25 protein-coding genes and 1 tRNA gene are annotated in these 20,713 nt (G+C 66.7%); 8 read left to right on the top strand and 18 right to left on the bottom strand.

Translation table 11 applies throughout. The annotated features are described in order from the left end of the window. Positions 1 to 45 precede the first annotated feature (45 nt). Complete coding sequence (locus tag QCD75_RS13865) at positions 46 to 804, bottom strand: LamB/YcsF family protein (protein WP_301229536.1); 759 nt, start codon at positions 802 to 804, stop codon at positions 46 to 48. A 107-nt stretch (positions 805 to 911) separates the two neighbouring features. Here QCD75_RS13865 and QCD75_RS13860 point away from each other — a divergent pair, with 107 nt between their 5' ends. After that, positions 912 to 1,718 (top strand): GntR family transcriptional regulator, encoded by an 807-nt coding sequence (locus QCD75_RS13860; RefSeq protein WP_301229534.1) that lies wholly within the window; start codon positions 912 to 914, stop codon positions 1,716 to 1,718. A 217-nt stretch (positions 1,719 to 1,935) separates the two neighbouring features. On the opposite strand, the gene QCD75_RS13855 is transcribed toward QCD75_RS13860, so the two are convergent. The 10 genes from QCD75_RS13855 to QCD75_RS13810 form a co-directional block, all read right to left on the bottom strand. Continuing rightward, a complete protein-coding gene (locus QCD75_RS13855) occupies positions 1,936 to 2,484 on the bottom strand; it encodes a hypothetical protein (RefSeq protein ID WP_301229532.1) in 549 nt (182 codons plus the stop codon). A gap of 183 nt (positions 2,485 to 2,667) precedes the next feature. Next, positions 2,668 to 3,300: a flavin reductase family protein gene (locus tag QCD75_RS13850; protein WP_301229530.1), complete on the bottom strand. Its 633-nt coding sequence runs from the start codon at positions 3,298 to 3,300 to the stop codon at positions 2,668 to 2,670. Between the two features lie 9 nt (positions 3,301 to 3,309). Then, positions 3,310 to 4,392 (bottom strand): HoxN/HupN/NixA family nickel/cobalt transporter, encoded by a 1,083-nt coding sequence (locus tag QCD75_RS13845; protein ID WP_301229528.1) that lies wholly within the window; start codon positions 4,390 to 4,392, stop codon positions 3,310 to 3,312. After that, a complete protein-coding gene (locus QCD75_RS13840) occupies positions 4,392 to 5,177 on the bottom strand; it encodes an urease accessory protein UreD (RefSeq protein ID WP_301229526.1) in 786 nt (261 codons plus the stop codon). The genes QCD75_RS13845 and QCD75_RS13840 overlap by 1 nt, the downstream gene beginning before the upstream one ends. Before the next feature lie 179 nt (positions 5,178 to 5,356). Further along, positions 5,357 to 5,974 carry an urease accessory protein UreG gene (gene ureG / locus QCD75_RS13835; RefSeq protein WP_301229524.1) on the bottom strand — a complete coding sequence of 206 codons (618 nt, stop codon included), beginning with the start codon at positions 5,972 to 5,974 and terminating at the stop codon, positions 5,357 to 5,359. A gap of 34 nt (positions 5,975 to 6,008) precedes the next feature. Beyond that, positions 6,009 to 6,698 (bottom strand): urease accessory protein UreF, encoded by a 690-nt coding sequence (locus QCD75_RS13830; protein WP_301229522.1) that lies wholly within the window; start codon positions 6,696 to 6,698, stop codon positions 6,009 to 6,011. After that, positions 6,679 to 7,161, bottom strand: a complete 483-nt coding sequence (gene ureE / locus QCD75_RS13825; RefSeq protein ID WP_301229520.1) for an urease accessory protein UreE — start codon at positions 7,159 to 7,161, stop codon at positions 6,679 to 6,681. The genes QCD75_RS13830 and ureE overlap by 20 nt, the downstream gene beginning before the upstream one ends. A gap of 19 nt (positions 7,162 to 7,180) precedes the next feature. Next, positions 7,181 to 8,941 carry an urease subunit alpha gene (gene ureC / locus QCD75_RS13820; RefSeq protein ID WP_301229518.1) on the bottom strand — a complete coding sequence of 587 codons (1,761 nt, stop codon included), beginning with the start codon at positions 8,939 to 8,941 and terminating at the stop codon, positions 7,181 to 7,183. Beyond that, a complete protein-coding gene (locus QCD75_RS13815; RefSeq protein ID WP_301229517.1) occupies positions 8,938 to 9,267 on the bottom strand; it encodes an urease subunit beta in 330 nt (109 codons plus the stop codon). The genes ureC and QCD75_RS13815 overlap by 4 nt, the downstream gene beginning before the upstream one ends. 9 nt (positions 9,268 to 9,276) lie before the next feature. Beyond that, positions 9,277 to 9,579 carry an urease subunit gamma gene (locus tag QCD75_RS13810; protein ID WP_301229515.1) on the bottom strand — a complete coding sequence of 101 codons (303 nt, stop codon included), beginning with the start codon at positions 9,577 to 9,579 and terminating at the stop codon, positions 9,277 to 9,279. A gap of 216 nt (positions 9,580 to 9,795) precedes the next feature. Here QCD75_RS13810 and QCD75_RS13805 point away from each other — a divergent pair, with 216 nt between their 5' ends. Next, on the top strand, positions 9,796 to 10,131 hold the full coding sequence (locus QCD75_RS13805) for a hypothetical protein (protein ID WP_301229513.1): 336 nt from the start codon (positions 9,796 to 9,798) through the stop codon (positions 10,129 to 10,131). A gap of 29 nt (positions 10,132 to 10,160) precedes the next feature. On the opposite strand, the gene QCD75_RS13800 is transcribed toward QCD75_RS13805, so the two are convergent. Then, positions 10,161 to 10,901, bottom strand: a complete 741-nt coding sequence (locus QCD75_RS13800; RefSeq protein ID WP_301229511.1) for a LysR substrate-binding domain-containing protein — start codon at positions 10,899 to 10,901, stop codon at positions 10,161 to 10,163. Between the two features lie 89 nt (positions 10,902 to 10,990). On the opposite strand from QCD75_RS13800, the gene QCD75_RS13795 reads away from it, so the two are divergent. After that, positions 10,991 to 11,395: a DUF5997 family protein gene (locus QCD75_RS13795; protein ID WP_301229509.1), complete on the top strand. Its 405-nt coding sequence runs from the start codon at positions 10,991 to 10,993 to the stop codon at positions 11,393 to 11,395. A gap of 46 nt (positions 11,396 to 11,441) precedes the next feature. Here QCD75_RS13795 and QCD75_RS13790 read toward each other — a convergent pair whose 3' ends face one another. Then, complete coding sequence (locus QCD75_RS13790) at positions 11,442 to 11,825, bottom strand: VOC family protein (protein WP_301229507.1); 384 nt, start codon at positions 11,823 to 11,825, stop codon at positions 11,442 to 11,444. Positions 11,826 to 11,971: 146 nt separating this feature from the next. Between QCD75_RS13790 and QCD75_RS13785 the strand changes: the two genes are divergently transcribed. Then, on the top strand, positions 11,972 to 12,601 hold the full coding sequence (locus QCD75_RS13785) for a hypothetical protein (RefSeq protein WP_301229505.1): 630 nt from the start codon (positions 11,972 to 11,974) through the stop codon (positions 12,599 to 12,601). Between the two features lie 67 nt (positions 12,602 to 12,668). Next, the gene (locus QCD75_RS13780; RefSeq protein WP_301229503.1) at positions 12,669 to 13,307 is read left to right on the top strand and encodes an NADPH-dependent F420 reductase; all 639 of its coding nucleotides are present in this window, start codon (positions 12,669 to 12,671) and stop codon (positions 13,305 to 13,307) included. A gap of 80 nt (positions 13,308 to 13,387) precedes the next feature. Here QCD75_RS13780 and QCD75_RS13775 read toward each other — a convergent pair whose 3' ends face one another. The 4 genes from QCD75_RS13775 to QCD75_RS13760 all read right to left on the bottom strand — a co-directional run bounded on the left by QCD75_RS13775 (position 13,388) and on the right by QCD75_RS13760 (position 17,894). Then, complete coding sequence (locus QCD75_RS13775; RefSeq protein ID WP_301229501.1) at positions 13,388 to 13,870, bottom strand: pyridoxamine 5'-phosphate oxidase family protein; 483 nt, start codon at positions 13,868 to 13,870, stop codon at positions 13,388 to 13,390. 124 nt (positions 13,871 to 13,994) lie between these two features. After that, complete coding sequence (locus QCD75_RS13770) at positions 13,995 to 15,515, bottom strand: APC family permease (protein ID WP_301229573.1); 1,521 nt, start codon at positions 15,513 to 15,515, stop codon at positions 13,995 to 13,997. 14 nt (positions 15,516 to 15,529) lie between these two features. Next, a complete protein-coding gene (locus QCD75_RS13765; RefSeq protein WP_301229499.1) occupies positions 15,530 to 16,453 on the bottom strand; it encodes a universal stress protein in 924 nt (307 codons plus the stop codon). 49 nt (positions 16,454 to 16,502) lie between these two features. After that, positions 16,503 to 17,894 (bottom strand): flavin monoamine oxidase family protein, encoded by a 1,392-nt coding sequence (locus tag QCD75_RS13760; RefSeq protein WP_301229497.1) that lies wholly within the window; start codon positions 17,892 to 17,894, stop codon positions 16,503 to 16,505. A 176-nt stretch (positions 17,895 to 18,070) separates the two neighbouring features. Here QCD75_RS13760 and QCD75_RS13755 point away from each other — a divergent pair, with 176 nt between their 5' ends. Continuing rightward, a complete protein-coding gene (locus tag QCD75_RS13755; RefSeq protein WP_301229495.1) occupies positions 18,071 to 18,757 on the top strand; it encodes a TetR/AcrR family transcriptional regulator in 687 nt (228 codons plus the stop codon). Between the two features lie 224 nt (positions 18,758 to 18,981). Here QCD75_RS13755 and QCD75_RS13750 read toward each other — a convergent pair. Next, positions 18,982 to 19,064 (bottom strand) — tRNA-Leu (locus QCD75_RS13750). A 421-nt stretch (positions 19,065 to 19,485) separates the two neighbouring features. On the opposite strand from QCD75_RS13750, the gene QCD75_RS13745 reads away from it, so the two are divergent. Together QCD75_RS13745 and QCD75_RS13740 are read left to right on the top strand one after the other, a co-directional pair. Continuing rightward, positions 19,486 to 20,235 carry an FhaA domain-containing protein gene (locus tag QCD75_RS13745; RefSeq protein ID WP_301229493.1) on the top strand — a complete coding sequence of 250 codons (750 nt, stop codon included), beginning with the start codon at positions 19,486 to 19,488 and terminating at the stop codon, positions 20,233 to 20,235. Continuing rightward, entirely contained in the window at positions 20,232 to 20,711 is a 480-nt protein-coding gene (locus QCD75_RS13740) for an FHA domain-containing protein FhaB/FipA (protein ID WP_301229491.1), read from the top strand. The genes QCD75_RS13745 and QCD75_RS13740 overlap by 4 nt, the downstream gene beginning before the upstream one ends. Positions 20,712 to 20,713: the final 2 nt, after the last annotated feature.

Genomic DNA, 20,713 nt, shown 5'->3' with positions numbered 1-20,713 from the left:
GTGCTTGACGCGGCGCCGGTGAAGCTGTGCTTCTTAGCGAACGGACTAGACGAACGCGGCCGTGCTGATGCCGGCGGCGGTGAGGGCCGCGCGGACCGCGGCGGCCATGGTGACGGCCCCCGGGGAGTCGCCGTGCACGCAGATGCTCTCTGCGCGGATTTTCAGGATGGAGCCGTCGATCGTGCGGACGGCGGAATCGGAGGCCATCCGGAGGACATGCTCAGTGACCTCCGCGTGGTCTTGGAGGACGGCTCCGGGCAGCGTGCGGGAGACGAGGGTGCCGTCCGGGTTGTAGGCCCGGTCCGCGAAGGCTTCGGTGACGGCGCGGAGGCCGGCGGCCTCGGCCAGCCGGAGGACCTCCGAGCCCGGCAGGCCCAGGATGGGCAGGTTCGGGTCGACGGACTTCACAGCGTCGACGACGGCTTGCGCCTGCGCGGTGTGCGTGACGATCGCGTTGTAGAGGCCGCCGTGCGGCTTGACGTAAGTGACCTTGGCGCCTTCCGCGGCGGCCAGGGCCTGCAGTGCACCGATCTGGTAGACGATGTCGTCCGCCAGTTCGTTCGGGTCGATGTCCAGGAAGCGGCGGCCGAAGCCGGCCAGGTCCCGGTAGCCAACGTGGGCGCCGATCACGACGCCGGCAGCAACCGCCTCGCGGCAGGTCTTCCGGATCACGCTGGGGTCTCCGGCGTGGAATCCGCAGGCCACGTTCGCGCTGGAAACCGAGCGGAACATCGCCGTGTCGTCTCCCAGGCTCCAGCGTCCGTAGGACTCGCCGACGTCGCTGTTCAGGTCGATGGTTGCCATTTGTGATCCTCGTCTCATTGGTTCCCCTTATCTAGGATGCACCAAATCTACGGATTGTTCAACAATTCTTCGATTCCACGATGTGACGATCGTGTAAATTCTCAAGTATGACGAGCTCCGAAGCAGGATTCCGTGACCTTTCCGCCCCCACCCCCGGCGGGGCGAAGCGGTCAGGCGCCGCCGGAGTCGCCAAGCGCTCAGTCGCCGCCGGCGCGGCCAAGCGGTCAGGCGCGGGCGGCCCGGTTGTGGCTCCGGCACTGGGCGCGGCAGCCCGGCTGCGTGTGGCCATCCCCTCCGTCGCGGACCGGGTGGCGGCGGAACTGCGGCTGCAGCTGGCCGAAGGGCTGCTGCTACCCGGCGTCAGGCTGACCGAATCGACCATTTCCGAGGAGTTGGGCGTCTCGCGCAACACCGTCCGCGAAGCCTTTGCCGAGCTTGCGGCCGAGCGGCTGGTGGTGCGGCATCCGAACCGGGGAGTCTTCGTTGCGAGCCTGGGGCCGGGCGACATCCATGACGTTTATACGGTGCGCCGGTTCATCGAAGTGAGCGCCATCCGCGGCGGAGGGAGCCCCGAACGGGTGGCCGCCGTCCGGGCCGCGGTGGAGGAAGGCCGGGCCGCGGCGGCAGCGGACGACGAGGAAGCCCTGGGCAACGCCAACCAGCATTTCCACGGCGCCATCGTGGCACTGGCCGGGAGCCGGCGCCTCAACACGATCATGGCCCAGGTCCTCGCCGAGATGCGGCTGTTCTTCCACAAGGCCACCGTGGACGCGCATTTCTACCGCAACTACCTGGACGACAACGAGGAAATCTGCCAGGCACTGGAGGCTGGCGACCTGGAGCGCGCCGGGGAACTGCTGCTGGCCTACTTGGACCGCTCCGAAGAGAAGCAGAGCGCGGTCCACGGGGACTAAGCGGTCTGGCCGGCCGCACCGACCCCCGGGTCGGCACGCCCGCGATACGCATCAGACCGTGTGACGCGCTTTCAGTCCTGCGCGGCGGCGAATTCCTGACGCCGCCGAATTCCAGTGTCGACAGGAATTCTGAGGCGCATGGGGAACTTACCGCGTCGCGGTCCCGCCCAGGCACCCTGCGAACCCGGCTATTTTGGACCCACTCACATCACAGGCATCACAGGCATTCGTCCACGATCTTGCCAGTAACACCGCCGATGACCGTTCCAAGTCCGGCCCCGGCAGGTCCGCCGAGGATTCCTCCGATCGCGGCTCCGGCCCCGGCAAGGGTCTCCTGCCAGTTCCCGCCGGACTTCTTGTAGACGACCGTAGTGCCGCCGCCTTCGGTGCCGTCTGTGGCCAAGTAGGAGCCGGCCGACGCCGAGGCGAACGCCAGCGCGACGGGGCTTGCGCCCGGTTTCAGCAGCATTTCGTCGTAGGCTTTCCGGACCTCGTGGTGCGCAGCGGCCGCGTCTTTCTTTCCGGATGTGGCCGCAAACCCTTCCTCGCAGATCCCGGCCAGGACCGGAACTTCGGATTCGGTAATCAGCCCCATTTCCAGGAGCTTGTCCAGGATGATTTTGGTGGCCCGTAGCCGGTCACCTTTGGCCTCCCGCATGATCCGCCCGGTTTCCCGGGCCACCGCGCTTTGCAGGTCCCCGACGCCGACCCCCACCGCCTGTCCCCGGTGCCAGGAGCGACTCTCCATCGGCTGTTTGTCCATCATTGTGCCGCACCTCCATCAACTGTGGTCTTGCAGGTGCGCACAGGTTACGCCCGCCGGGGTTCCTTCCGGTAGACCTTTTTGGTTCCGCGGAAGCGCCGTAGGGCGGGTGGAAAATCGGCACAGTAGATGCAGGGCAGCTCAACCCATCCAGTGTGGGAAGGCGGGAGGTTGGCCCGGCCCAGGTCAGCCCTTGGACCGGTGCGTCGGCCGGAATTCCCCGGGCCAGTTGGCCGTCCGGATCCGCTTGAGCTCGCTGACCGGGCCCGTGGCACCCCATTCGTCGAGGCCCAGCCGCGAGAGCGGGTCCAGTTTGTTGATCGTGGGATGGGATCCCTGCAGGGCCTCTGAGGCGACCGCGGCGTGCGTCACCTCGCCGAAGACCAGGACGCAGTCGCCCATCTCGAGCGTGCTGTGGAGCTTGCACTCCAGCGCCACCGGCGATTCCGCGACCCGGGGGACCTGCACTGTGCGGCCTGCTTCACGCGTCAGGCCGGCGGCATCGAACTCGCTCACCTCCGGCGGGAAATTCGTGCCGGTGGCGTTGACCTCGGCGATGAGGTGCGCCGGAGCCAGGTTCACGATGAACTCTCCCGTTGCGACGATGTTGCGCAGGGAGTCCTTCTTACCCACCGAGGTGAACTGAATGATGGGCGGTGTCACCGAGGCCACCGTGAAGAACGAATGCGGGGCAAGGTTGTCCACCCCGTCGGCAGACGTACTCGAAACCCATGCGATGGGCCGGGGAACGATGACCGCCGTCAGCAGGCGATAGAAGTCCCCGGAGGGAAGTTCGTCAGGGCTGAAGTCCGTGCGCATGGCTCCACCTTACGGCCACGCCCCCGGGCCCGGGGCCGGCTGGCTGCCCGGACGCGAGGCAGGCAGCCAGCCGCGGAGGGAGGCGACTCCCCAGACCGTCAGCAGGCTCGCGACCAGCAGCAGCCCCGCGCCGCCCAGATCGATCTCCCCCATCCAGGTGGTCACCGGACCCTCCAGCCCGAATCCGGCATGGAAGAAACCGCCCAGGGTGATGGCTGAAATGACCAAGGCCGATACGGCGGAGATGCCGGTGATCAGCGCGTTGAAGCCGAGCCTCCGCAGCGGATGGTGGAGGGCGGAGCTGTACATGCGCATCATGGCCACCCCGTTCGCGGTGTCGCACAGCGTCATGGCCGCGGTGAAGGCCAGCGGAAGCGCCAGGAGTGCCAGCGGGGAAACTCCGGCCAGGGACGCCGCCGTCGCCATCACCAGCAGGCCGATCGTGGTGGCGGTGTCGAAACCCAGCCCGAAAAGGAAGCCGATGACGTAGATGCTCCGCGGCCGCTGGACCCCCGAAAGGGGTTTCGCCAGCAGCCGGGCCACCAAGCCCTGGGCCGCCAGATCCTCGTCCCGCACGTCTTCGCCGCCCCGCGCACGCCGGTAGGCCTTCGCGGCCCGGATGAAGGCGGACCCGTTGAATAATCCCATGGCCAGCAGGAAGATTCCCGACACTCCGCTGCCGATCAGCCCCAGCACGAGGTTCCCGGTGGTGCCGTCTTCCATGAGCTCCCCCATCATCGCGGCACCGCCCACGACGAGCACCCCGGCCAGAATCACCACGGAGCTGTGGCCCAGGCTGAACGCGAACCCGACGCTCACCGGGTCCTTCCGCTGGGACACGAACTTGCGGGTTGAATTGTCGATGGCGGCTAGGTGGTCCCAGTCATAGCTGTGTTTGATGCCCGCGCCGTAGGCGGTCAGCACCAGCCCAAGTGCCAGCGGCTCTCCGGCCGTCACCGAACCGGCAAGGAGAAGCCCGACGGCGGCAGCGTGCAGGGCCACGACGGCCCCGAAGGTGACTCCCAGCCGGGTCCGGAACGGGAGCTGGTCGCGGTGGCGATACAGGGCGGCGAATCCGGTCAACGAGGTCATCAATATTTCCTAAGGTCCAGCGGCGAAGTGCCATGCCACCGCCGACGCAGGAGGGCGCTGCACGTGCCCAGCAGCCTGTTGAGCTCCCCGGTGCTGTTCGAGAGCGACCGGAGCACCAGCCCGCTGATGCCATCCACCGTTGCAGTCAACGAGACCCCTGTGTAGGCATCATGGCCGCCGGCCAGGGAGTGCAGTTCGTCCGCGAGTCCCTGGTCAACGCGCGCATCGACCACGATCAGGGACCCCACGTGGCTGAAGCCCTCCATGAACCCCATCCCGGTGACGTCGTGCTGCGGCGGCCGGATCAGCAGGTTGTCGAGGGCCAGCAGTCCACTGTTGCCCCCGGATTCAACGTGGATTTCGGTCCGGAGCCGCAGTTCCTCGTACCGGAACGAGGCTCCGTCCGGCGACCAGCCCGGCGTGATGACCTCGGTCATGACCAGGCTCGACGTCGGGTGCATGCTGATGTGCGTGTTCTGCCGGTAGCTGGACTCCCGGTAGGCGATCAGCTGGTCCGGGGCCAGCTCCAGCTGAGACCGTTCCCCCAGCCGCAGCCGCATCCGCTGCTCGGCGAACGACCCCGGCGTCCGGTAGATCTTCGTGGCCGACTGGGTGGTCAGCAGCAGCTTCGCCCCGTCCGCCACCTCCACGTCCATGACATAGAGATCAGCCCCCAAATAGGCCCCGCCAGGATTCACCACGACATAACAAACCTGCCCGGAGTCATCCAGATAGTGCGGCCGCAGCACCCGCAGGGCTCCCCGGTGGTACTGATGCGTGGCCACGGACCGTCCACCCCTGTCGGCGACCAGAAGTTCAAGGCGGCCCATCACGGGCCGATCAGCGGACGCGGGTGAAGGGGGCCGCGGCGTGGCGGGCACCGCGGAGCGGGCACGGCCCCCTTCACCCGCGGGCGCCGGCCCCGGTAAGGCGACCACGGGAGGATCAAGAGCCGCCGGCGTGCTCATGGTGCGAGGTCGAGCATCAGGACATCGCGCCGCATCCATTCGATAACGCGCTCCAGTCCCTCGTCCGTCTTGAGGTTGGTGAAGCAGAACGGCTTCTCGCCGCGGAACTCCCTGGAGTCCCGTTCCATCACGGCCAGGTCGGCCCCGACGTGCGGTGCGAGGTCGGTCTTGTTGATGATGAAGAGGTCTGACTTGATCATGCCCTGGCCGGCTTTGCGCGGGATCTTCTCGCCCTGGGCGACGTCGATGATGTAGATGGAGAAGTCCACGAGTTCGGGACTGAACGTCGCGGAGAGGTTGTCCCCGCCGGACTCCACGAAGATCACCTGCAGATCCGGGTGCCGCTTCTTGAGCTCCTCGATCGCGGCCGTGTTCATGGAGGTGTCTTCGCGGATGGCGGTGTGCGGGCAGCCGCCGGTTTCGACGCCGATGATCCGGTCGATCGGGAGGATCCCGTTGGCCGCCAGGATCTTGGCATCCTCGATTGTGTAGATGTCGTTGGTGATGGCCGCCATGGAGATGTCCCGGCTCATGTGGCGGGTGAGGCGCTCCACGAGCTGGGTCTTGCCGGCACCGACCGGGCCGCCGATGCCGATTTTGATGGGCTCAGACATATTCTTCTCCAGACATATTTCTCATGCGGTTCGGTTAGCTCATGAACATTCGGGCACGCTGCCGCTCGTGCCGCATCTGCGAAATTTCGAGGCCCGGACTGACGGCCCCGAAGTCGGACCGGTCCAGCTGGCCGGCGCGGCCGGCCGCGGCAGCGACGTCGTCGGCCGCTTTCCGCAGCAGCCGCTGTCCGGCGTTCTGCCCCAGGGGGATGGCCCGGACGGCGTTCTGAGTCAAGGATGTGACCGCCGCGAACAGGTAGCCGGCGAGAGTCTCGGCCAGCGGGATACCCAGGGAGCGCGCGACGACGGCGAACGCCAGCGGCTGGTGGCCGGCGGCGCGGCCGGAACTCACAAGCTCGCGGTACTCCGCCAGGTCCGGGGACGGAAAGATCTCGGCACCGATCTCCAGAAGGCGGCCGCCCATCTTGACGCTGGCCTCGCGCAGCTGCCGTGGTAGGAGCTGGGCGGTCAGCAGCGAGTCCAGCTCGGGCAGCGCGTCGCCCTCGTAGAAGAACCGGATGGCCAGGGCGTCCGAATACGTCAGCTGCTGCCCCACAAAGGCGGTCAGCCACACGCCGAAGGACTGCTCGTCGTGCACCAGCCCGCGGTCGATGTAGCTCTCAAACCCCAGCGAGTGCGCGAAGCCGCCGGTGGGCAACGCGGAATCGCACAGCTGCTGCAGGGCGAGCTGGTAGGACGCGGGGCTAGTGGGAGTGTTCGGCATGACGGAAGGGGACGGGCATCACGCGCTCCTGGCGGGCGTAGGGCGCTCCAACGTGTTTGAGGTAGTCCTCGACCGTGTGGTCGTACTGGCAGACCATGACCTCGGCCCGGTACTCCGAGGTGGCATCGAAGAACTGGGCCTGCAGGTGACGGTTGCCGAGGGAATGCGCCACCACCCCCATCTCGTGGATGGACCGCGGCGCAATGACGAGGACATCGGTGGGCAAGACCGACACCACGATCATGTTGGCCTCCGCCACATGCAGGATGTCGCCGTCGCGCAGGTCCCCGGAACCGGAGGGGAGGCGGATGCCAAGTTCCTTGCCGTGGTCGGTGGTGACGCGCTGGACGCGTTTGACCAGCTGGGCGCTGGGGAGCACCACTTTTTCCCGATGCAGCCCGGCATAGGGGTCCGGTCCGGGGGGAAGGTCGTGCGTGTTGCCGAGGACCTTTTCGATGATCATGGTCGTCTCCTCCGGAAGCCTAGAAAAGGAAGTAGCGCTGCGCCATCGGCAGCACGTCGGACGGTTCGCACGTGACGTCTTCGCCGTCGACGCTCACCTTGTACGTTTCCGGGTCCACCCCGATCTCCGGAGTGGCGCCGTTGTACTTGAGGTCCGCTTTCGTGAGGCTGCGAATGCCGGACACGGCCCGGATGACCTTCTCCAGCCCCAGCTCGGCCGGGACCCCGGCATCGATGGCGGCCTGGGGCAGGAAGGTGATGGAGGACTGCTGCAGGGCCTTGCCGTAGGCGGCGAACATGGGCCGCATGGTGCGCGGCTGCGGCGTGGGGATGGAGGCGTTGGCGTCCCCCATGAGGGCGTAGGCGATCTGCCCGCCCTTGATCACGAGCTCCGGTTTGACCCCGAAGAACGCCGGATCCCAGAGCACCAGGTCCGCGAACTTTCCGACCTCCACGGAGCCGATGGAGTCCGCCATGCCCTGCGCGATGGCCGGGTTGATGGTGTATTTCGCCACGTAACGCTTCAGCCGGAAGTTGTCGCTCTCCGCGCCCCGGCCGGAGGCAGCACCGTGCGTGCCGCCGTCAGGGTCCTTCAGCACGCCCCGCTGATTCTTCATCTTGTCAGCGACCTGCCAAGTGCGGATGACCACCTCACCCACCCGGCCCATGGCCTGGGAGTCCGAGGAGGTGATCGCGAAGATGCCCATGTCCTGCAGCACGTCCTCGGCGGCGATGGTCTCGGCGCGGATGCGGGAGTCCGCGAACGCCACGTCCTCCGGAATGTCCGGATTCAGGTGGTGGCAGACCATAAGCATGTCCAGGTGCTCTTCGATCGTGTTCCGGGTGTACGGCAACGTGGGGTTGGTGGACGCCGGCAGCACATTGGGCAGCCCGGCGATCTTGATGATGTCCGGGGCGTGCCCGCCGCCGGCGCCCTCAGTGTGGAACGTGTGGATCACGCGCCCGTCGATGGCCCGGATGGTGTCCTCCACAAAGCCGCACTCGTTCAGGGTGTCGGTGTGGATGGCCACCTGGACGTCGTAGCAGTCCGCGACCTTCAGCGAGGTGTCGATCGAGGACGTCGTGGAGCCCCAGTCCTCATGGACTTTCAGGCCGATGGCGCCGGCGCGGATCTGCTCGGCCAGGGGTTCGACGGCGGACGCGTGGCCCTTGCCGAACAGACCGATGTTGATCGGGAGCCCCTCGGCCGCCTGCAGCATCCGCTGGATGTGCCATTTGCCGGGGGTGACGGTGGTGGCCTTGGTTCCTTCGGCCGGGCCGGTGCCGCCGCCGATCATCGTGGTCACCCCGCTGCACAGGGCTGCGGGGACCTGGTCCGGGGAGATGAAATGGATGTGGGAGTCCACGCCGCCGGCGGTCAGGATTTTCCGCTCGCCGGCGATGATTTCAGTGCTCGCGCCGATCACAATGTCCACGCCGTCGGTGATCTGGGGGTTGCCTGCTTTGCCGATCCGGAAGATGTGACCGTCCCGGAGCGCGACGTCGGCCTTGTAAATCCCGGTGTAGTCCAGGACCACGACGTTGGTGATCACCGTGTCGGGGACGGCTCCGTCGTGGACGTCCCCGTCCCGGGTCACCTGGCCGTTCTGGCCCATGCCGTCGCGGATCACCTTGCCGCCGCCGAACACCACTTCCTCGCCGTAGACGGTGAGGTCCTTCTCGATCTCGAGGAAGAGCTCGGTGTCGGCGAGGCGGATGGAGTCGCCCGTCGTCGGGCCGTACAGGTCCGCATATTGCTTGCGGGGCAGCTCGAAGCTCATTTGTGTGCTCCTTCAATCGAAGCAAGAGCGCCGTTGACCGCGTTGCTGAGGCCGTAGACCTCACGCCGGCCGGCGAGTTCGATCAGCCGGACGGTCCTGCTGTCCCCCGGCTCGAAGCGTGCCGCCGTGCCCGCCGGAATGTCCAGGCGCCGCCCGTAGGCGGCCCGCCGGTTGAACGCCAGGGCAGCGTTCGCTTCGGCAAAGTGAAAGTGCGAGCCCACCTGCACGGGACGGTCGCCGGTGTTGGCCACCTCGACGTCGATGGCCTCGCGGCCGGCGTTGACCAGCACGGGCTCGGGGCTGAGAACGTATTCTCCGGGAATCATGGCAGCTCCCTAACGGATCGGATCGTGGACCGTGACGAGCTTGGTGCCGTCCGGGAAGGTGGCTTCGATCTGGACGTCGTGGATCATCTCCGGCACGCCCTCCATGACGTCCTCGCGGCGGAGCAGGGTGGTGCCGTAGCTCATCAGGTCCGCCACCGTCCTGCCGTCCCGGGCGCCCTCGATCAGCTCGTAGCTGATGATGGCGACGGCCTCCGGAAAGTTCATCTTCAGTCCGCGCGCCTGCCGGCGCCGGGCGAGGTCGGCCGCGACCACGATCATGAGCTTTTCCTGCTCACGGGGCAGAAGATGCATGACGGAATCCCTTCGTCACCGGCGGTCACGGGCCTGGCGGCGCCGCGGTGTTGCCAGCGTAGACGGAGAACGTTTCCTTTAGGTTTCCGGCGACACAAACTGCAGAGCAGCAGACACCGACCCGGCTCCAGACCTCTTGCGCGCCAAACGGCCGGGAAGCCACCGCCGCTCGGCCGGCGGCCAGCTTCCGGTCAGCCCGCTTGTTAGGGTTGATGAATGAAACTTCGCCTCGCCGCCCTTGCCGCTGCCATCCTCACCATCGCGCTGACGGGGTGCGGCCAGGTGCAGGACGCCGCGAACAAGGCCGTCAGCGACGGCGCATCCCAGGTCGCGACGGCGGCCGGCAGTGAAGTGAAGAAGCAGGCCTGCACGCTCGTGGCGGACGGCCTGGTCAGTGTCAAGGACAAGGAGGCGCTCGGCGGCCTGGTCGCCGGGGCCGAATCCGCAGGGGTTCCCACCGAGATCACCACCCCGCTGCGCCAGATCGCCGACTCCGGCGACCAGGCTCCGGCCGAATCCGTCAAGGCCCTGCAGGACGCCTGCGCCAAGTAGCGCCCGGCCCGGTCCGTTCCGGCGGCGCCTTAGCGCTTGCCCTTTTTCCGGGACCCCTTGCCGCGGCCCTTGTCAGGGTTCGGCGCGTAGCGCTGGGCCAACTTGGGTTTCTTGACGGCCGGTCCCCGCCGGTCCGGCTTTGGTTCCTTCTTGGGCTTTTCCTGCTGGGCGGAGGGCTGGCGGGAGCTCGCGGCAGTGCGGCCGCGGACGATCCCGATGAACTCCTCGATGACCTCGTCCGTGGTGTCGCTGGGCCATGCCAGGGCGATCCCGGTGGTGGGCGCCCCGGTGAGTTTCCGCGCCACGGTGTCCTTGACATTGAAGTGGCGGGCCACGGACATCGGCAGGATGACCAGGCCGGCCCCGGTGGCCACGACCTGCAGGGCCATCTCCGGTCCGCCAAGTCCGGCCACGTCCAGGAACGTCTCCCGGGCAAGGTCGGCCAGGGCCACCTCCTCGAAAAGCGAGATCTCGTGTCCCTTGGGCGCCACCACCACGGGCTCTTCCTCGTACAGCGGGATGACGTTGAGGCCCTCGCGCTCCACGGGCAGCCGGACGAAGCTCAGCTCCGCGGACCCGTCGCGCAGAACCGTGAGCTGCGCGCCGTCGTCGGACATAAAGGAGTGCAGCGGAACATCCGGCATCCGCTCTTCCCAGCGCCTGGTCCACTTTCCCGGCGTCACGCCGGCGACGTAGGCAAAACGCAACTCCCGCACAACAGGCACAGGGGATTCGTCGGGGGTCTGGGATGTTTCTTCTGCTGCGGACACATGTTCACAGTACCGCCCGGGCTGGCGTAGGCTTCCGCCCGGCCGGCCGTTTGGTGCTGATTTGGTGCCCCGCCGGATACCCTTGAAGCATGACCTCTGCAAACTCCCAGTCCATGAAGCCGGCCACCGTTGCCAAGAAGCTTGGCATCTACCTGCCCGCAACACCCCAGGAGTTCCAGGATTCGGTCATCAGCCGCGCCGATTTCGCCGAGCTCCAGGCCAACCCGCCGGAGTGGCTCGCGGAACTGCGGCGCAACGGCCCGCACCCCCGCCCGGTGGTCGCGCAGAAGCTGAACGTCTCCATCAGCGGTCTGGCCCGCGGCGGGGTTGAGGAAGCGCTGACGACGGCAGAAATCACCGCGCTGCTACAGGCTCCCCCGGCATGGCTCGTCGCCGAGCGCTCCACCCACGCCGCCGTGCGCGCCGAGGCCCAGCGGGTCAAGGACGAGGCTGCGAAGAAGGACGCCAAGAAGGAACGCACCGCCGCCGAGTAGCCGCTCTGGCCGGCCGACGGCGGCCGGTCCCGGCTCAGTCCTGGGCTCAGTCCTGATGGAGCTGGACGAAGTTCCCGCACCCGTCGTCAAACACGGCCGTCGTGCCGCCGGGCCCCGCCGAGGGCTCGCCCTGGAACATCACGCCCTTGGCGGTGAGCCGCTTGAACTCGGCCCGGACATCGGTCACCCCGAAGACGATCGCGGGCAGCCCGGCGTCGTGGCAGCCATTCATGTAGGCCGCCCCGATCGGATTATCGCTGGGCTCCAGCAGGAGCCCGACCGATCCGCCGCCGGACCCGGCCGGGTCCTTCACGATGTACAGGTTGTGCTCCGGGATGGCCATGAGGCTCTCGAAGCCCAGGATTCCGGTGTAGAACTCGAAAGCCGCGGCGGGGTCCTTGACGTGGATGCTGCACATTTTCAGTCGCATGCGCCCTAGGCTACGCCGGGACGGCCCCGGGTGGGAACCGGACCCCCGGCAACGGCCGAAGGGCCATTGACGGCCCGCCCTCGATGGATTCCAATGGAATCAGGGAACCGCGCCCGCCCCGGGACGGGATCCCTGGAGGTGTTGGAATGCCGTCTCTGTTCGAGCCCGCCCCCTTTGCGCTCTGGCAACTGCTCGCCTTGGCCTGCCTTGTCGTGTGCGCTGCGGGAGCCTCGGTCTATTTGCTCCGGAAGCACCTGGCCGACGACGACGGCCTGCCGGATGCCGTCTTCTGGGACGGTTTCGCCGGACTCGCCATCGTTGCGCCGGCCGTGATCCTCCCCGCCCTGGTGGCGCCGTGGTCCGGCCTGCTGCTCGGAGTCATCGCCGCGGCCGCGGCGGCCTCCTCCTACCTCTGGACTCCCAGGATCTTCAGCTGGCAGGCGGAGCGGCGCTCCACCCGGGACACGGCGGCCAGCAACCAGGCGGCCGCGGCCCGGCACCGCAGCGCCCTGGCCAGATGGCAGCGCTACGAAATGGACCCCGCGCACGCCATCGACTACCCCGCCATGAGTGACCCGCGGCAGCCGGAGACGGCCGCCCTGATCCGTGCGATGAAGGCCGCGGAGCAGCTCCGCACCGGGACGGACGCCGGCTATGCCCGGGCGGTCGAGCGGCTGGAGGAAGCCCTCGCCGAGGCCGAAAGGGCCGCAGGCGTCGGACGCGACGCACCGACCCGCGACGCCGGATTCCCGGCCGCAGATCCGGCGCTCGGCTGACACGTCTTGAAGCTCACCTGCCTAGCTTTGTCCCTGCGTTCCAGCGTCATCCTTGGAAGGAAGCACCATGTCAGACATCACCATCATCGGCAGCGGCAACATGGCACGGGCGATCGGCACCCGCGCCGTGGCAGCCGGACGCTCACTCCAAATCCTGGACCGCGCCCCGGAGCACGCGGCCAATCTGGCTGCCGAGCTGGGCGGCGGTACGACGTCCGGTGGACTGGGCGATATCCCGGAAGGCGACATCGTGGTGCTAGCCCTGTACTTCGGACCGGCCAAGGAAGTGGCAACGCACTACGGTGACACCCTCAGCGGAAAGACCGTGGTGGAGATCAGCAACCCGATCAACGTGGACACCTTCGATTCCCTGACGGTGGACCCGGGGTCCTCAGCCGCCGAGGAAATCGCCGCGCTGCTGCCGGGGGCAGCAGTCGTCAAGGCGTTCAACACCACGTTCGCCGGTCCGCTGACGGCCGGGGTGACGGGCGGGATGCCCCTGGATGTCTTCATCGCCACGGACTCGGAGGAAGCCGGCAACCAGGTCGCCTCGTTCGCGGCAGCAGCCGGTCTCCGGCCACTGCGGGTCGGCGGGCTGCGGCATGCCCGGGAACTGGAAGGATTCCAGCTGCTCGTGACTGCGCTGCAGGCCAACCCCGCCTACGCGGCCTTCAACTGGGCCACCGGGCTGAAGATCATCGACTAGGCCGGCGCCGGCGCGCGCGGCGGGTCCGCTGACCCGCCGCGGCGCTGGACGGCGCTGGACGGCGCTGGACGCCGCTGGTCCTAGAGTTCCACCGTGCCGCTGTCGCCCACACTCATCCGGCTGTGCATGACCTTGGATTTGACCCACTGGAACACAGACGCTGCGGTGCCTCCGGGGCTGGTCCAGTACTCGGCGGAGTCGGAGTCGACGTGCAGCAGCACCACTTCCGGGGTGTCCGGGCCGTCGGGGAACCAGGCTTCGACCATCTGGTTCCAGAGCTCGTGGATTTTCTGGCGGTCGGTGACAACTTCTGCCGTCCCGGCCACCGATACCCATTCCGTTCCCTTGCCGAAGGAGACGTTGACGCCCGGGTGCGCCCGGACGTGGGCCACCTGGGACGTGGCGGCGGACGTGAAGAACCACATGTCGCCGTCGTCCTTGACGTCCTGGACGGCCAGCGGGCGGCTGACCAGCGCGCCCTCTTCATTGACGGTGGTGAACATCCCGATCCGCGAATCGTTAATGATGTCCGTAACTTTGCTGATGTTTGCTGCGTCCGACATGCTGTCACCTCGTTCTGGTTCCGAAAGGGGAAGGTCCCCCTCCCGCCAGCCTATTGGTAAGTGTGCTTACTTTCCAATGGCTGCCGGAAGAAGGACCTTCCCGGAACTCCCACGGGCCGGCGACTCAGTTTCCGCGGGCCAGCACCTCGCCCTTGAAGAACTCGGGCCGGAGCTTCGCCATGATCAGCATGAGCACCACGCCCAGCAGGATAACTCCTGTGCCGAGGATGAAGACCAGGCCCAGACCACCGATCGAGGAGCCTGACCCGTACGCCGGGTCCATGGAGTCATAGGCGGTTTTGAAGAACATGACCAGCAGGATGACGCCGCCCAGGAGAGGCGAAAGGAACTTGAAGAAGAACGCCTGCGCTCCGCTGAATGCCTCGGCCCGGAAGAACCAGACGCAGGCCAGCGCCGTGATGCCGTAGTAGAAGCAGATCATCATGCCCAGGGCAGTGATGGTGTCCCAGAGCGCATTCTCCGACGTCGTGCGGGTGATGACGTAGAACGCGGCGGCAGCCACCGCCGAGGCGATCGTGGCGTAGCTCGGTGACTTGTGTGTGGGGCTGATCCTGCTGAACTTCTTCGGCAGGGCCTGGTAGTGGCCCATCGACAGTAGGGTCCGCGCCGGCGAGACGAACGTGGACTGCAGCGACGCCGCCGAGCTGCTCAGAATGGCCAGGGACATCAGGATGGCGAAGGGGCCCATCACCGGACCGGCGAGGACAGCGAAGATGCTGGCCTGGTTCTCCGGGTTTCCGGCACCCAGACCTTCGGTGCCGATTCCGGCGAAAGACAACGTGGCCAGGGCAACGGTCATGTAGATGATCACGATGACCAGCACGGTGACGGTGGCGGCACGGCCCGGGGTCTTTTCCGGGTTCTTGGTCTCCTCATTCATGGTCAGTGTGACGTCCCACCCCCAGTAAATGAAGATGGACAGCGAAACACCGGCGGCAAAGGCCGTGAAAGATTCCACGGCGAAGGGATTGAACCAGTCAGGTGAGATGGCTGTGGCGTCAAAGGCGGTGCCGTTGGCGACGTGGCTGAACGCGGCCACCGCGAACCAGCCGAGCACCAGCAGCTGGAATCCCACGAGCACATACTGGACCGTCTTGGTGGTTTCCATGCCGCGATAGGAGATCCAGCACGCGAGGGCGATGAACACCAATGTGGTGGCAATGTTCAGCGGCAGGTTTTTGGTGAGATCGGCGAGGTCCGGATTGCCGAAAATTTGCGACAGCATCAGGTAGAAGAAATCCACTGCGACGGCGGCCAGATTCGAGAGCACGATGATGGTCGCCGCAATGAGCCCCCAGCCTCCCATCCACCCAAGCCACGGGCCAAAGGCTTTCGAGGCCCAGGTGAAGGACGTGCCGGCGTCGGGCATGGCATTGTTCAGCTCGCGGTAGCCGAACGCCACCAGCAGCATCGGGACAAAGCCCACCAGGAAGATCGCCGGCAGGTGCACGCCGACTTCCGCCACGGTGGGGCCAAGTGCCGCAGTCAACGTGTAGGCCGGGGCGATACAGGAAACGCCGATGACGACAGCGCCAATCAGCCCCACAGATCCTGCCTTCAGGCCCTTCTCGCTCAGTCCGTGCTGGTCTTCGGCGTGCTGTCCGGCGTGCGAGGCCTTGGCCATCGCGTGTTCCGCGCTCATTTTTGTGCCTCTCGGGTGAAGTCATTCGACGCTGGCCGGTTGGGGTGTTTGAGCTCATAGTCACTCGGGACCACAATCATCGGCACCGGCAGGGCACGCAGAATGCGGTTGGCCGTGCTGCCCAGGAAGATGGAATGGCTCGTGGCAAGCCTGCTCGATCCGATCAACAGGACCTCGCCGTCTTCCCAATCCAGACGGTCCACTGCTTCCTCGATGCTGCGGCCCTGTGCAATGGCAACCTCCGCCTTCGCCTCCTCCCGAACGCCCTGCCCGCCGCCCGGCAGGGCCGCGGCAAGATGCTTCGCCGCGTACGCCCGAGCCGCTTCGGCGGCTTCCGCGGCATCGGCCGCGTCGCCGCCGTCGATCGCCAGAAGCGACACCACGCGCAGCGGCACTTCGCGGTTGGCGGCCATCCCAAGGGCGAAATCGAGCAGCTTCTCAGCGCCCGCCCGGTTTCCGAGCCCGCAACTGATCCGGGTCAGGGCCTCCTGGCGATGGTAGCCATGCGGTGCCAATGCCACGGGAACTGTCGAGGCGTGGAGCAGTGCGCTGGCCACCGACCCGATCGAGAACCGCTTGAAGATCCCGTTGCTTGTTGCGCCGATGATGAGCATGTCCGCTCCGAACTCCTCAGCGGCCTGGATCAGCGCGTGCGCGTCGGAATCACCGCTGCGGACGTGGGCCTTGGCCGGGACACCGGGCGGAATCAACGCCAGCGCCTGGTCGAGCCACTCCTGCGCCTGCTCATTGAGCAGGTGCTCGAAGCCGGCCCTGGGTGCGTGGGCGGCCCCGAACTGCTGCACTTCCGGGACCACCAGCACAAGGTCCAGGCTGGCTCCGCGCCCGAGCGCCATTGATACAGCCAGGTTTACGGCGTCGTGCCCTCTGGCATTGGCTGAATACCCCACTACATAACGCATCTGGCCGATCCTTTCTGAACTGTTGGGCGGGTTGCGTGGAACGGACGGATTAGTTGGTGGCGACGGAGGCACGGTCTGCCGCTGCGACGATGCGGGCTGCCGTGTGGCGTCCCATCCGAACGGCGCCGTCGACGTGCTGGTAGCCCTCGGCAGCGAGATCGGAGGAGGACCAGTAGATCGGGCCGACCGGCGCGTGCTGGTCCTTGCCATAGCGGTGTAGTCCGCCGAGGTCGTAACTTGAGGCATAGGCGCCGCGGGTCCACTCCTCAGAGCCCCAGTCCGACTCGTAGTAGACCTCGGGCTCGAGGGCCTTGTCACCGAGGAATCCGGCGATCGATTCGAGGATGGCGCGGCGGCGTTCCTCGGCGCTGAGCTCGAACATGGCATCGGCCTTCTCATCCGAGACGAAGCCGACCAGGGTGCCGCGGGGGTCCTCGTGGTTGGTGTTGTCGTAGACCTCCTGGACCAGTGCGCCGGCACCGAAGCAGGTCCCGGAGAGGCCGTCCTCGCGCCAGAACGGGGTGCTGTAGACGGCGTGCACCTTGATGACCAGGCCCAGTGACTGGTGCTGGTGCATCTGGTGCTGGCGTCGCGGCAGCGGCGGATTGAAGGAGACCCGGGAATAGAGGTTCGGCGGCACGGCCATGATCACGAAGCGCGCGTTCACGGTAGCGCGCTCCGAAACCGCGGTCACGCGGTGGTCCCCGCCGGCGTCCACACCCCAGTTGATGGCGCGCACCGGGCTGTCGAGGACGACGTCGTCCCCCAGTTCGGCGGCGAGCAGCAGGGAGACCTGCTGCATTCCGCCGACGACGCGCTTGTCGAGGATGAAGTCCTCGTCGGTGAGGTGGCTGAAGGATCCGGCGGAGGCGGCCATCAGCACTGCCTGCAGGGCGGAGAAGGCGTGGGCAGGCTTTGTCAGCATGCCGCCGGCAATGAAGAGGCCGATGTTGTTGCAGGCTTCCTCGTCCGTGGAGTTCTCCCGCAGCCAGTGGTGGAAGGAGATGGTGTCCAGCTCGCGGGCCTTGGGGTGCGCCCATGGTTCGGTGGGGCCGATCTCGGCGGCGAGGGTATCCAGCAGGGCGGTGAGTTTGTTCATCTCGGCGGCGGTGGTTTCGCTGACCGGGAAGGTGTCGCCTGTGTAAAGAGTGCGCTTGCCGTCCGAGCCGATGTAGACGGAGTCGCCCTCCCGGTAGCGGGAGTAGGTTTCCAGGGCGAGCTCGTCGAGGAGCGCCAGCAGTTCAGTCTGGTCCGGGGAGACCCACTGGCCGCCGATTTCCAGCATGGCGCCGTCGATCGTGTCGGTCCAGGTGCGGCCGCCGACCCGGTCGCGCGCCTCCAGGACGGCCACGCTCAGGCCGGCCTTCTTCAATTCCCGGGCTGCGGTCAGCCCGGCGGGGCCTGCTCCAACGATAACGACGTCGCGGTCAAGTTCCAGCATAATGTCCTCTCTCTGGCCGCTGAAGTGATGCGGCCCACTAAATGAATGCCATTCATTTAGAATCGACTATAGACCCTTCCGGAGCGCCAGGGAAGACCTCCTGCCGAAGAAATTCCGCCGGTAAAGTGGGGGCACAATGGGAGCACCCAGGGACACCGACAGCAGAAGGGCCAGGAATGCCGGCATCAACCAGAGCCCCAGCAGATCCACTCCACGACGCGAAACCGCGCCGCCGGGTGGGCAGGCCTGCTGCCGCCGTCCTCGACCAGGACGGCATCACCGCGGCGGCACTGCAGCTCATCGGGAAGAGCGGGTATGACGGTTTCACCATGGCGGCTTTGGCCCGGACGCTGAACGTGGCGCCGTCGGCCTTGTACAACCACGTCTCATCCAAACGGGACGTCCTGGTCCTGGTCCAGGACCACCTGACGTCGTTTGTTGATGTGTCCGCCTTCGGGTCCGGACCGTGGGACCAGGCCGTGCGCAGCTGGGCCTGGAGCTACCGCGACGTGTTCTCCAAGCACACGCCGCTGATCCCGGTGATCGCCGTGCTCCCGGTGACCGACGCGCCCAAGACACTGGCCATGTATGAGGCCGTCAGCGCCGGATTCAGCCATGCGGGTTTCCCGCAGGAGCGGATCATTTCGGCGATTGTGGCCCTGGAGTCCTTCATCTTTGGCTCAGCGTATGACGTAACGGCCCCGGCAGACATTTTTGACTCCGGAAGCATGGCTGACTCGACGCCGAACTTCACCGCAGCAGTCGAGCAGCAGGACCTGGAAGGCTACGAAAAGCCCGCCGACGTCGCGTTCAACCTGGGCCTTGAGGCGATGATCGCTCGCTTCGGGGCGCTCCGCGGCTGACCGCTGAGCATGCCCTCGGATCAAACCAACGCGGGGTCACTTAGCGCCCATCCCGGGGCCTGGGGTGGGCGCGATGTGACCCCGCGTTGCTGGGTTCGGGCTGGGTTCGGGGCACCTTCCGGAGGCCGGGCGAAGAACGCGCCGGGGAGCCCCCACAGCTTCGGCACCGCCCGGTTAACAAAAAGTACCCCGGTCCGAAGACCGGGGTACTTTTCATATTTGCGTGCGCGAGGGGGGATTTGAACCCCCACGCCCTTTCGGACACTGGCACCTGAAGCCAGCGCGTCTGCCGTTCCGCCACTCGCGCGCAACTTCTTTCACACGATTGTTGGCCCGGAATCCGGACCGCCAACCTCGTAAAAGCAGCGAGATCAAGCATAACGGACAACTGCGGGAAAACACCAATCGGCTCCCGCAGGGGCCGCGGAGGGCACTCCGGAGGTAGGGCGCAGGTGCCCCGCAGCGGCCCGCATCCCGGGCACTCGCCGCTACATGAAGCCCCTCTCCGCCGGGTCGGTCGGGGCAATGTCAGAGCAATGTCTGGGCAGGTCAGGGGCGGTCCGTCGCAATTTCCCGGCACGGAGTGGCGCCCCCCATTAAGGCCATTCCCAGACTCGCCCAGTAGTATCTGGTGTAGGAGTGCCCGTTACCTGCGGGCTCCCGCAAATTTGGGAAACCGAGTTCCGGAACGAATGCTGTCCTGCAGCCGTCACGAAAGGAGAAGGACCATGGGATTGCTGGACAAAGTCGAGCGCGGCATCGAAAAGGCCGTCCGCGGAGTCTTCTCCACCGGTTCCCGCGCCCAAGTCGAGCCGGTCGAAATCGCCAGCCACCTCCGCCGCGAGGTGGACAACAAGGCCATCACCATCGCCGCAGGACGGACCCTCGCCCCCAACGTCTTCGATGTCCTCCTCAGCGACGACGATTTCCAGCGGGCCCAGGAATGGGGCACCCCGCTCGCGGAAGAACTGTGCGACGTCGTCATCAACCATGTGCGCAGCCAGGGCTACACCCTCCAGGGTCCGGTGCGGATCAGTTTCCGCCGGGATGAGGAACGCCGCGCCGGGGACTTTGAAATCAAGTCCCGGACCGAGAAATCGTCCTCCCCTTCCACGCCCGCCCAGCCTGCGCCGCACGCCGGCACGCCTGCCGCACCGACTCGACAGCCGGCCCGGATGCAGCCCGTCCTCGATATCGACGGGCAGCGCTACTCCCTGAACGCGCCGTCAATCGTTCTGGGGCGCTCCTCCGAAGCGGACATCTTGATTGACGACACCGGCGTTTCCCGCCGCCATCTCGAAATCCGCACCGGGCCGGGCACCGCCCAGGCCGTGGATCTGGGCTCCACGAACGGCAGCTACATCAACGGCCACAAGATCGCCGGCTCCTCGGAACTCAGCGACGGCGCCACGATCACTATGGGACGGACCAAGATTATCTTCCGCCTTTTGCCCGCCAACCCCGGCGGCCGCCAGTGAGCGAACTGACCATCACCGCCCTGCGGTTCGGCTTCCTGCTGCTCCTGTGGGTCCTGATCTTCAGCATCGTTGCTGCCATGCGCCGCGACCTTATGATCGGCCGCAAGGCGGCGGCGGGAGCCCCGACGGCACGGCAGGTGCGCAAGAACCCTGCGCTGGCCGAACCAGCCGCCCCGGTCAAGCAACAGCCGCGCCAACTGGTGGTGACCGAAGGCCCCCTCAGGGGCACCACAATTCCGCTGGCGGCGAGCCCCATCCTGCTTGGCCGCGCTCAGGAAGCCACGCTGGTGCTGGAGGATGACTATGCCTCTGGCCGCCATGCCCGCCTGTTCCCGCAGGGCAGCCGGTGGTTTATCGAGGATCTTGGCTCGACCAACGGCACCTACCTGGCTGACCAGCAGCTCACCAGGGCCCTGCCCGTTGAGCTGGGTGTACCCGTGAGAATCGGCAAGACGGTCATCGAATTGAGGCCATAGCC

Origin of the sequence: Arthrobacter sp. PsM3, from assembly GCF_030433895.1 — a bacterium.
In the GTDB taxonomy this organism is placed as follows: domain Bacteria; phylum Actinomycetota; class Actinomycetes; order Actinomycetales; family Micrococcaceae; genus Arthrobacter.
Note: the sequence above shows the minus strand (reverse complement) of the source record. Positions and strands in the feature narration are given on the sequence as shown.

Bases quoted from the DNA above. Each gene is read 5' to 3' on its own strand.
- QCD75_RS13790 (WP_301229507.1), bottom strand. From the start codon at position 11,825: ATGCGACTGAAAATGTGCAGCATCCACGTCAAGGACCCCGCCGCGGCT.
- QCD75_RS13775 (WP_301229501.1), bottom strand. From the start codon at position 13,870: ATGTCGGACGCAGCAAACATCAGCAAAGTTACGGACATCATTAACGAT.
- ureE (WP_301229520.1), bottom strand. From the start codon at position 7,161: ATGATCATCGAAAAGGTCCTCGGCAACACGCACGACCTTCCCCCCGGA.
- QCD75_RS13785 (WP_301229505.1), top strand. From the start codon at position 11,972: ATGCCGTCTCTGTTCGAGCCCGCCCCCTTTGCGCTCTGGCAACTGCTC.
- QCD75_RS13855 (WP_301229532.1), bottom strand. From the start codon at position 2,484: ATGATGGACAAACAGCCGATGGAGAGTCGCTCCTGGCACCGGGGACAG.
- QCD75_RS13760 (WP_301229497.1), bottom strand. From the start codon at position 17,894: ATGCTGGAACTTGACCGCGACGTCGTTATCGTTGGAGCAGGCCCCGCC.
- QCD75_RS13805 (WP_301229513.1), top strand. From the start codon at position 9,796: ATGAAACTTCGCCTCGCCGCCCTTGCCGCTGCCATCCTCACCATCGCG.
- ureC (WP_301229518.1), bottom strand. From the start codon at position 8,941: ATGAGCTTCGAGCTGCCCCGCAAGCAATATGCGGACCTGTACGGCCCG.
- QCD75_RS13780 (WP_301229503.1), top strand. From the start codon at position 12,669: ATGTCAGACATCACCATCATCGGCAGCGGCAACATGGCACGGGCGATC.
- QCD75_RS13860 (WP_301229534.1), top strand. From the start codon at position 912: ATGACGAGCTCCGAAGCAGGATTCCGTGACCTTTCCGCCCCCACCCCC.
- QCD75_RS13865 (WP_301229536.1), bottom strand. From the start codon at position 804: ATGGCAACCATCGACCTGAACAGCGACGTCGGCGAGTCCTACGGACGC.
- QCD75_RS13770 (WP_301229573.1), bottom strand. From the start codon at position 15,515: ATGGCCAAGGCCTCGCACGCCGGACAGCACGCCGAAGACCAGCACGGA.
- QCD75_RS13850 (WP_301229530.1), bottom strand. From the start codon at position 3,300: ATGCGCACGGACTTCAGCCCTGACGAACTTCCCTCCGGGGACTTCTAT.
- QCD75_RS13745 (WP_301229493.1), top strand. From the start codon at position 19,486: ATGGGATTGCTGGACAAAGTCGAGCGCGGCATCGAAAAGGCCGTCCGC.
- QCD75_RS13830 (WP_301229522.1), bottom strand. From the start codon at position 6,698: ATGCCGAACACTCCCACTAGCCCCGCGTCCTACCAGCTCGCCCTGCAG.
- QCD75_RS13815 (WP_301229517.1), bottom strand. From the start codon at position 9,267: ATGATTCCCGGAGAATACGTTCTCAGCCCCGAGCCCGTGCTGGTCAAC.
- QCD75_RS13755 (WP_301229495.1), top strand. From the start codon at position 18,071: ATGCCGGCATCAACCAGAGCCCCAGCAGATCCACTCCACGACGCGAAA.
- QCD75_RS13810 (WP_301229515.1), bottom strand. From the start codon at position 9,579: ATGCATCTTCTGCCCCGTGAGCAGGAAAAGCTCATGATCGTGGTCGCG.
- QCD75_RS13765 (WP_301229499.1), bottom strand. From the start codon at position 16,453: ATGCGTTATGTAGTGGGGTATTCAGCCAATGCCAGAGGGCACGACGCC.
- QCD75_RS13795 (WP_301229509.1), top strand. From the start codon at position 10,991: ATGACCTCTGCAAACTCCCAGTCCATGAAGCCGGCCACCGTTGCCAAG.
- ureG (WP_301229524.1), bottom strand. From the start codon at position 5,974: ATGTCTGAGCCCATCAAAATCGGCATCGGCGGCCCGGTCGGTGCCGGC.
- QCD75_RS13845 (WP_301229528.1), bottom strand. From the start codon at position 4,392: ATGACCTCGTTGACCGGATTCGCCGCCCTGTATCGCCACCGCGACCAG.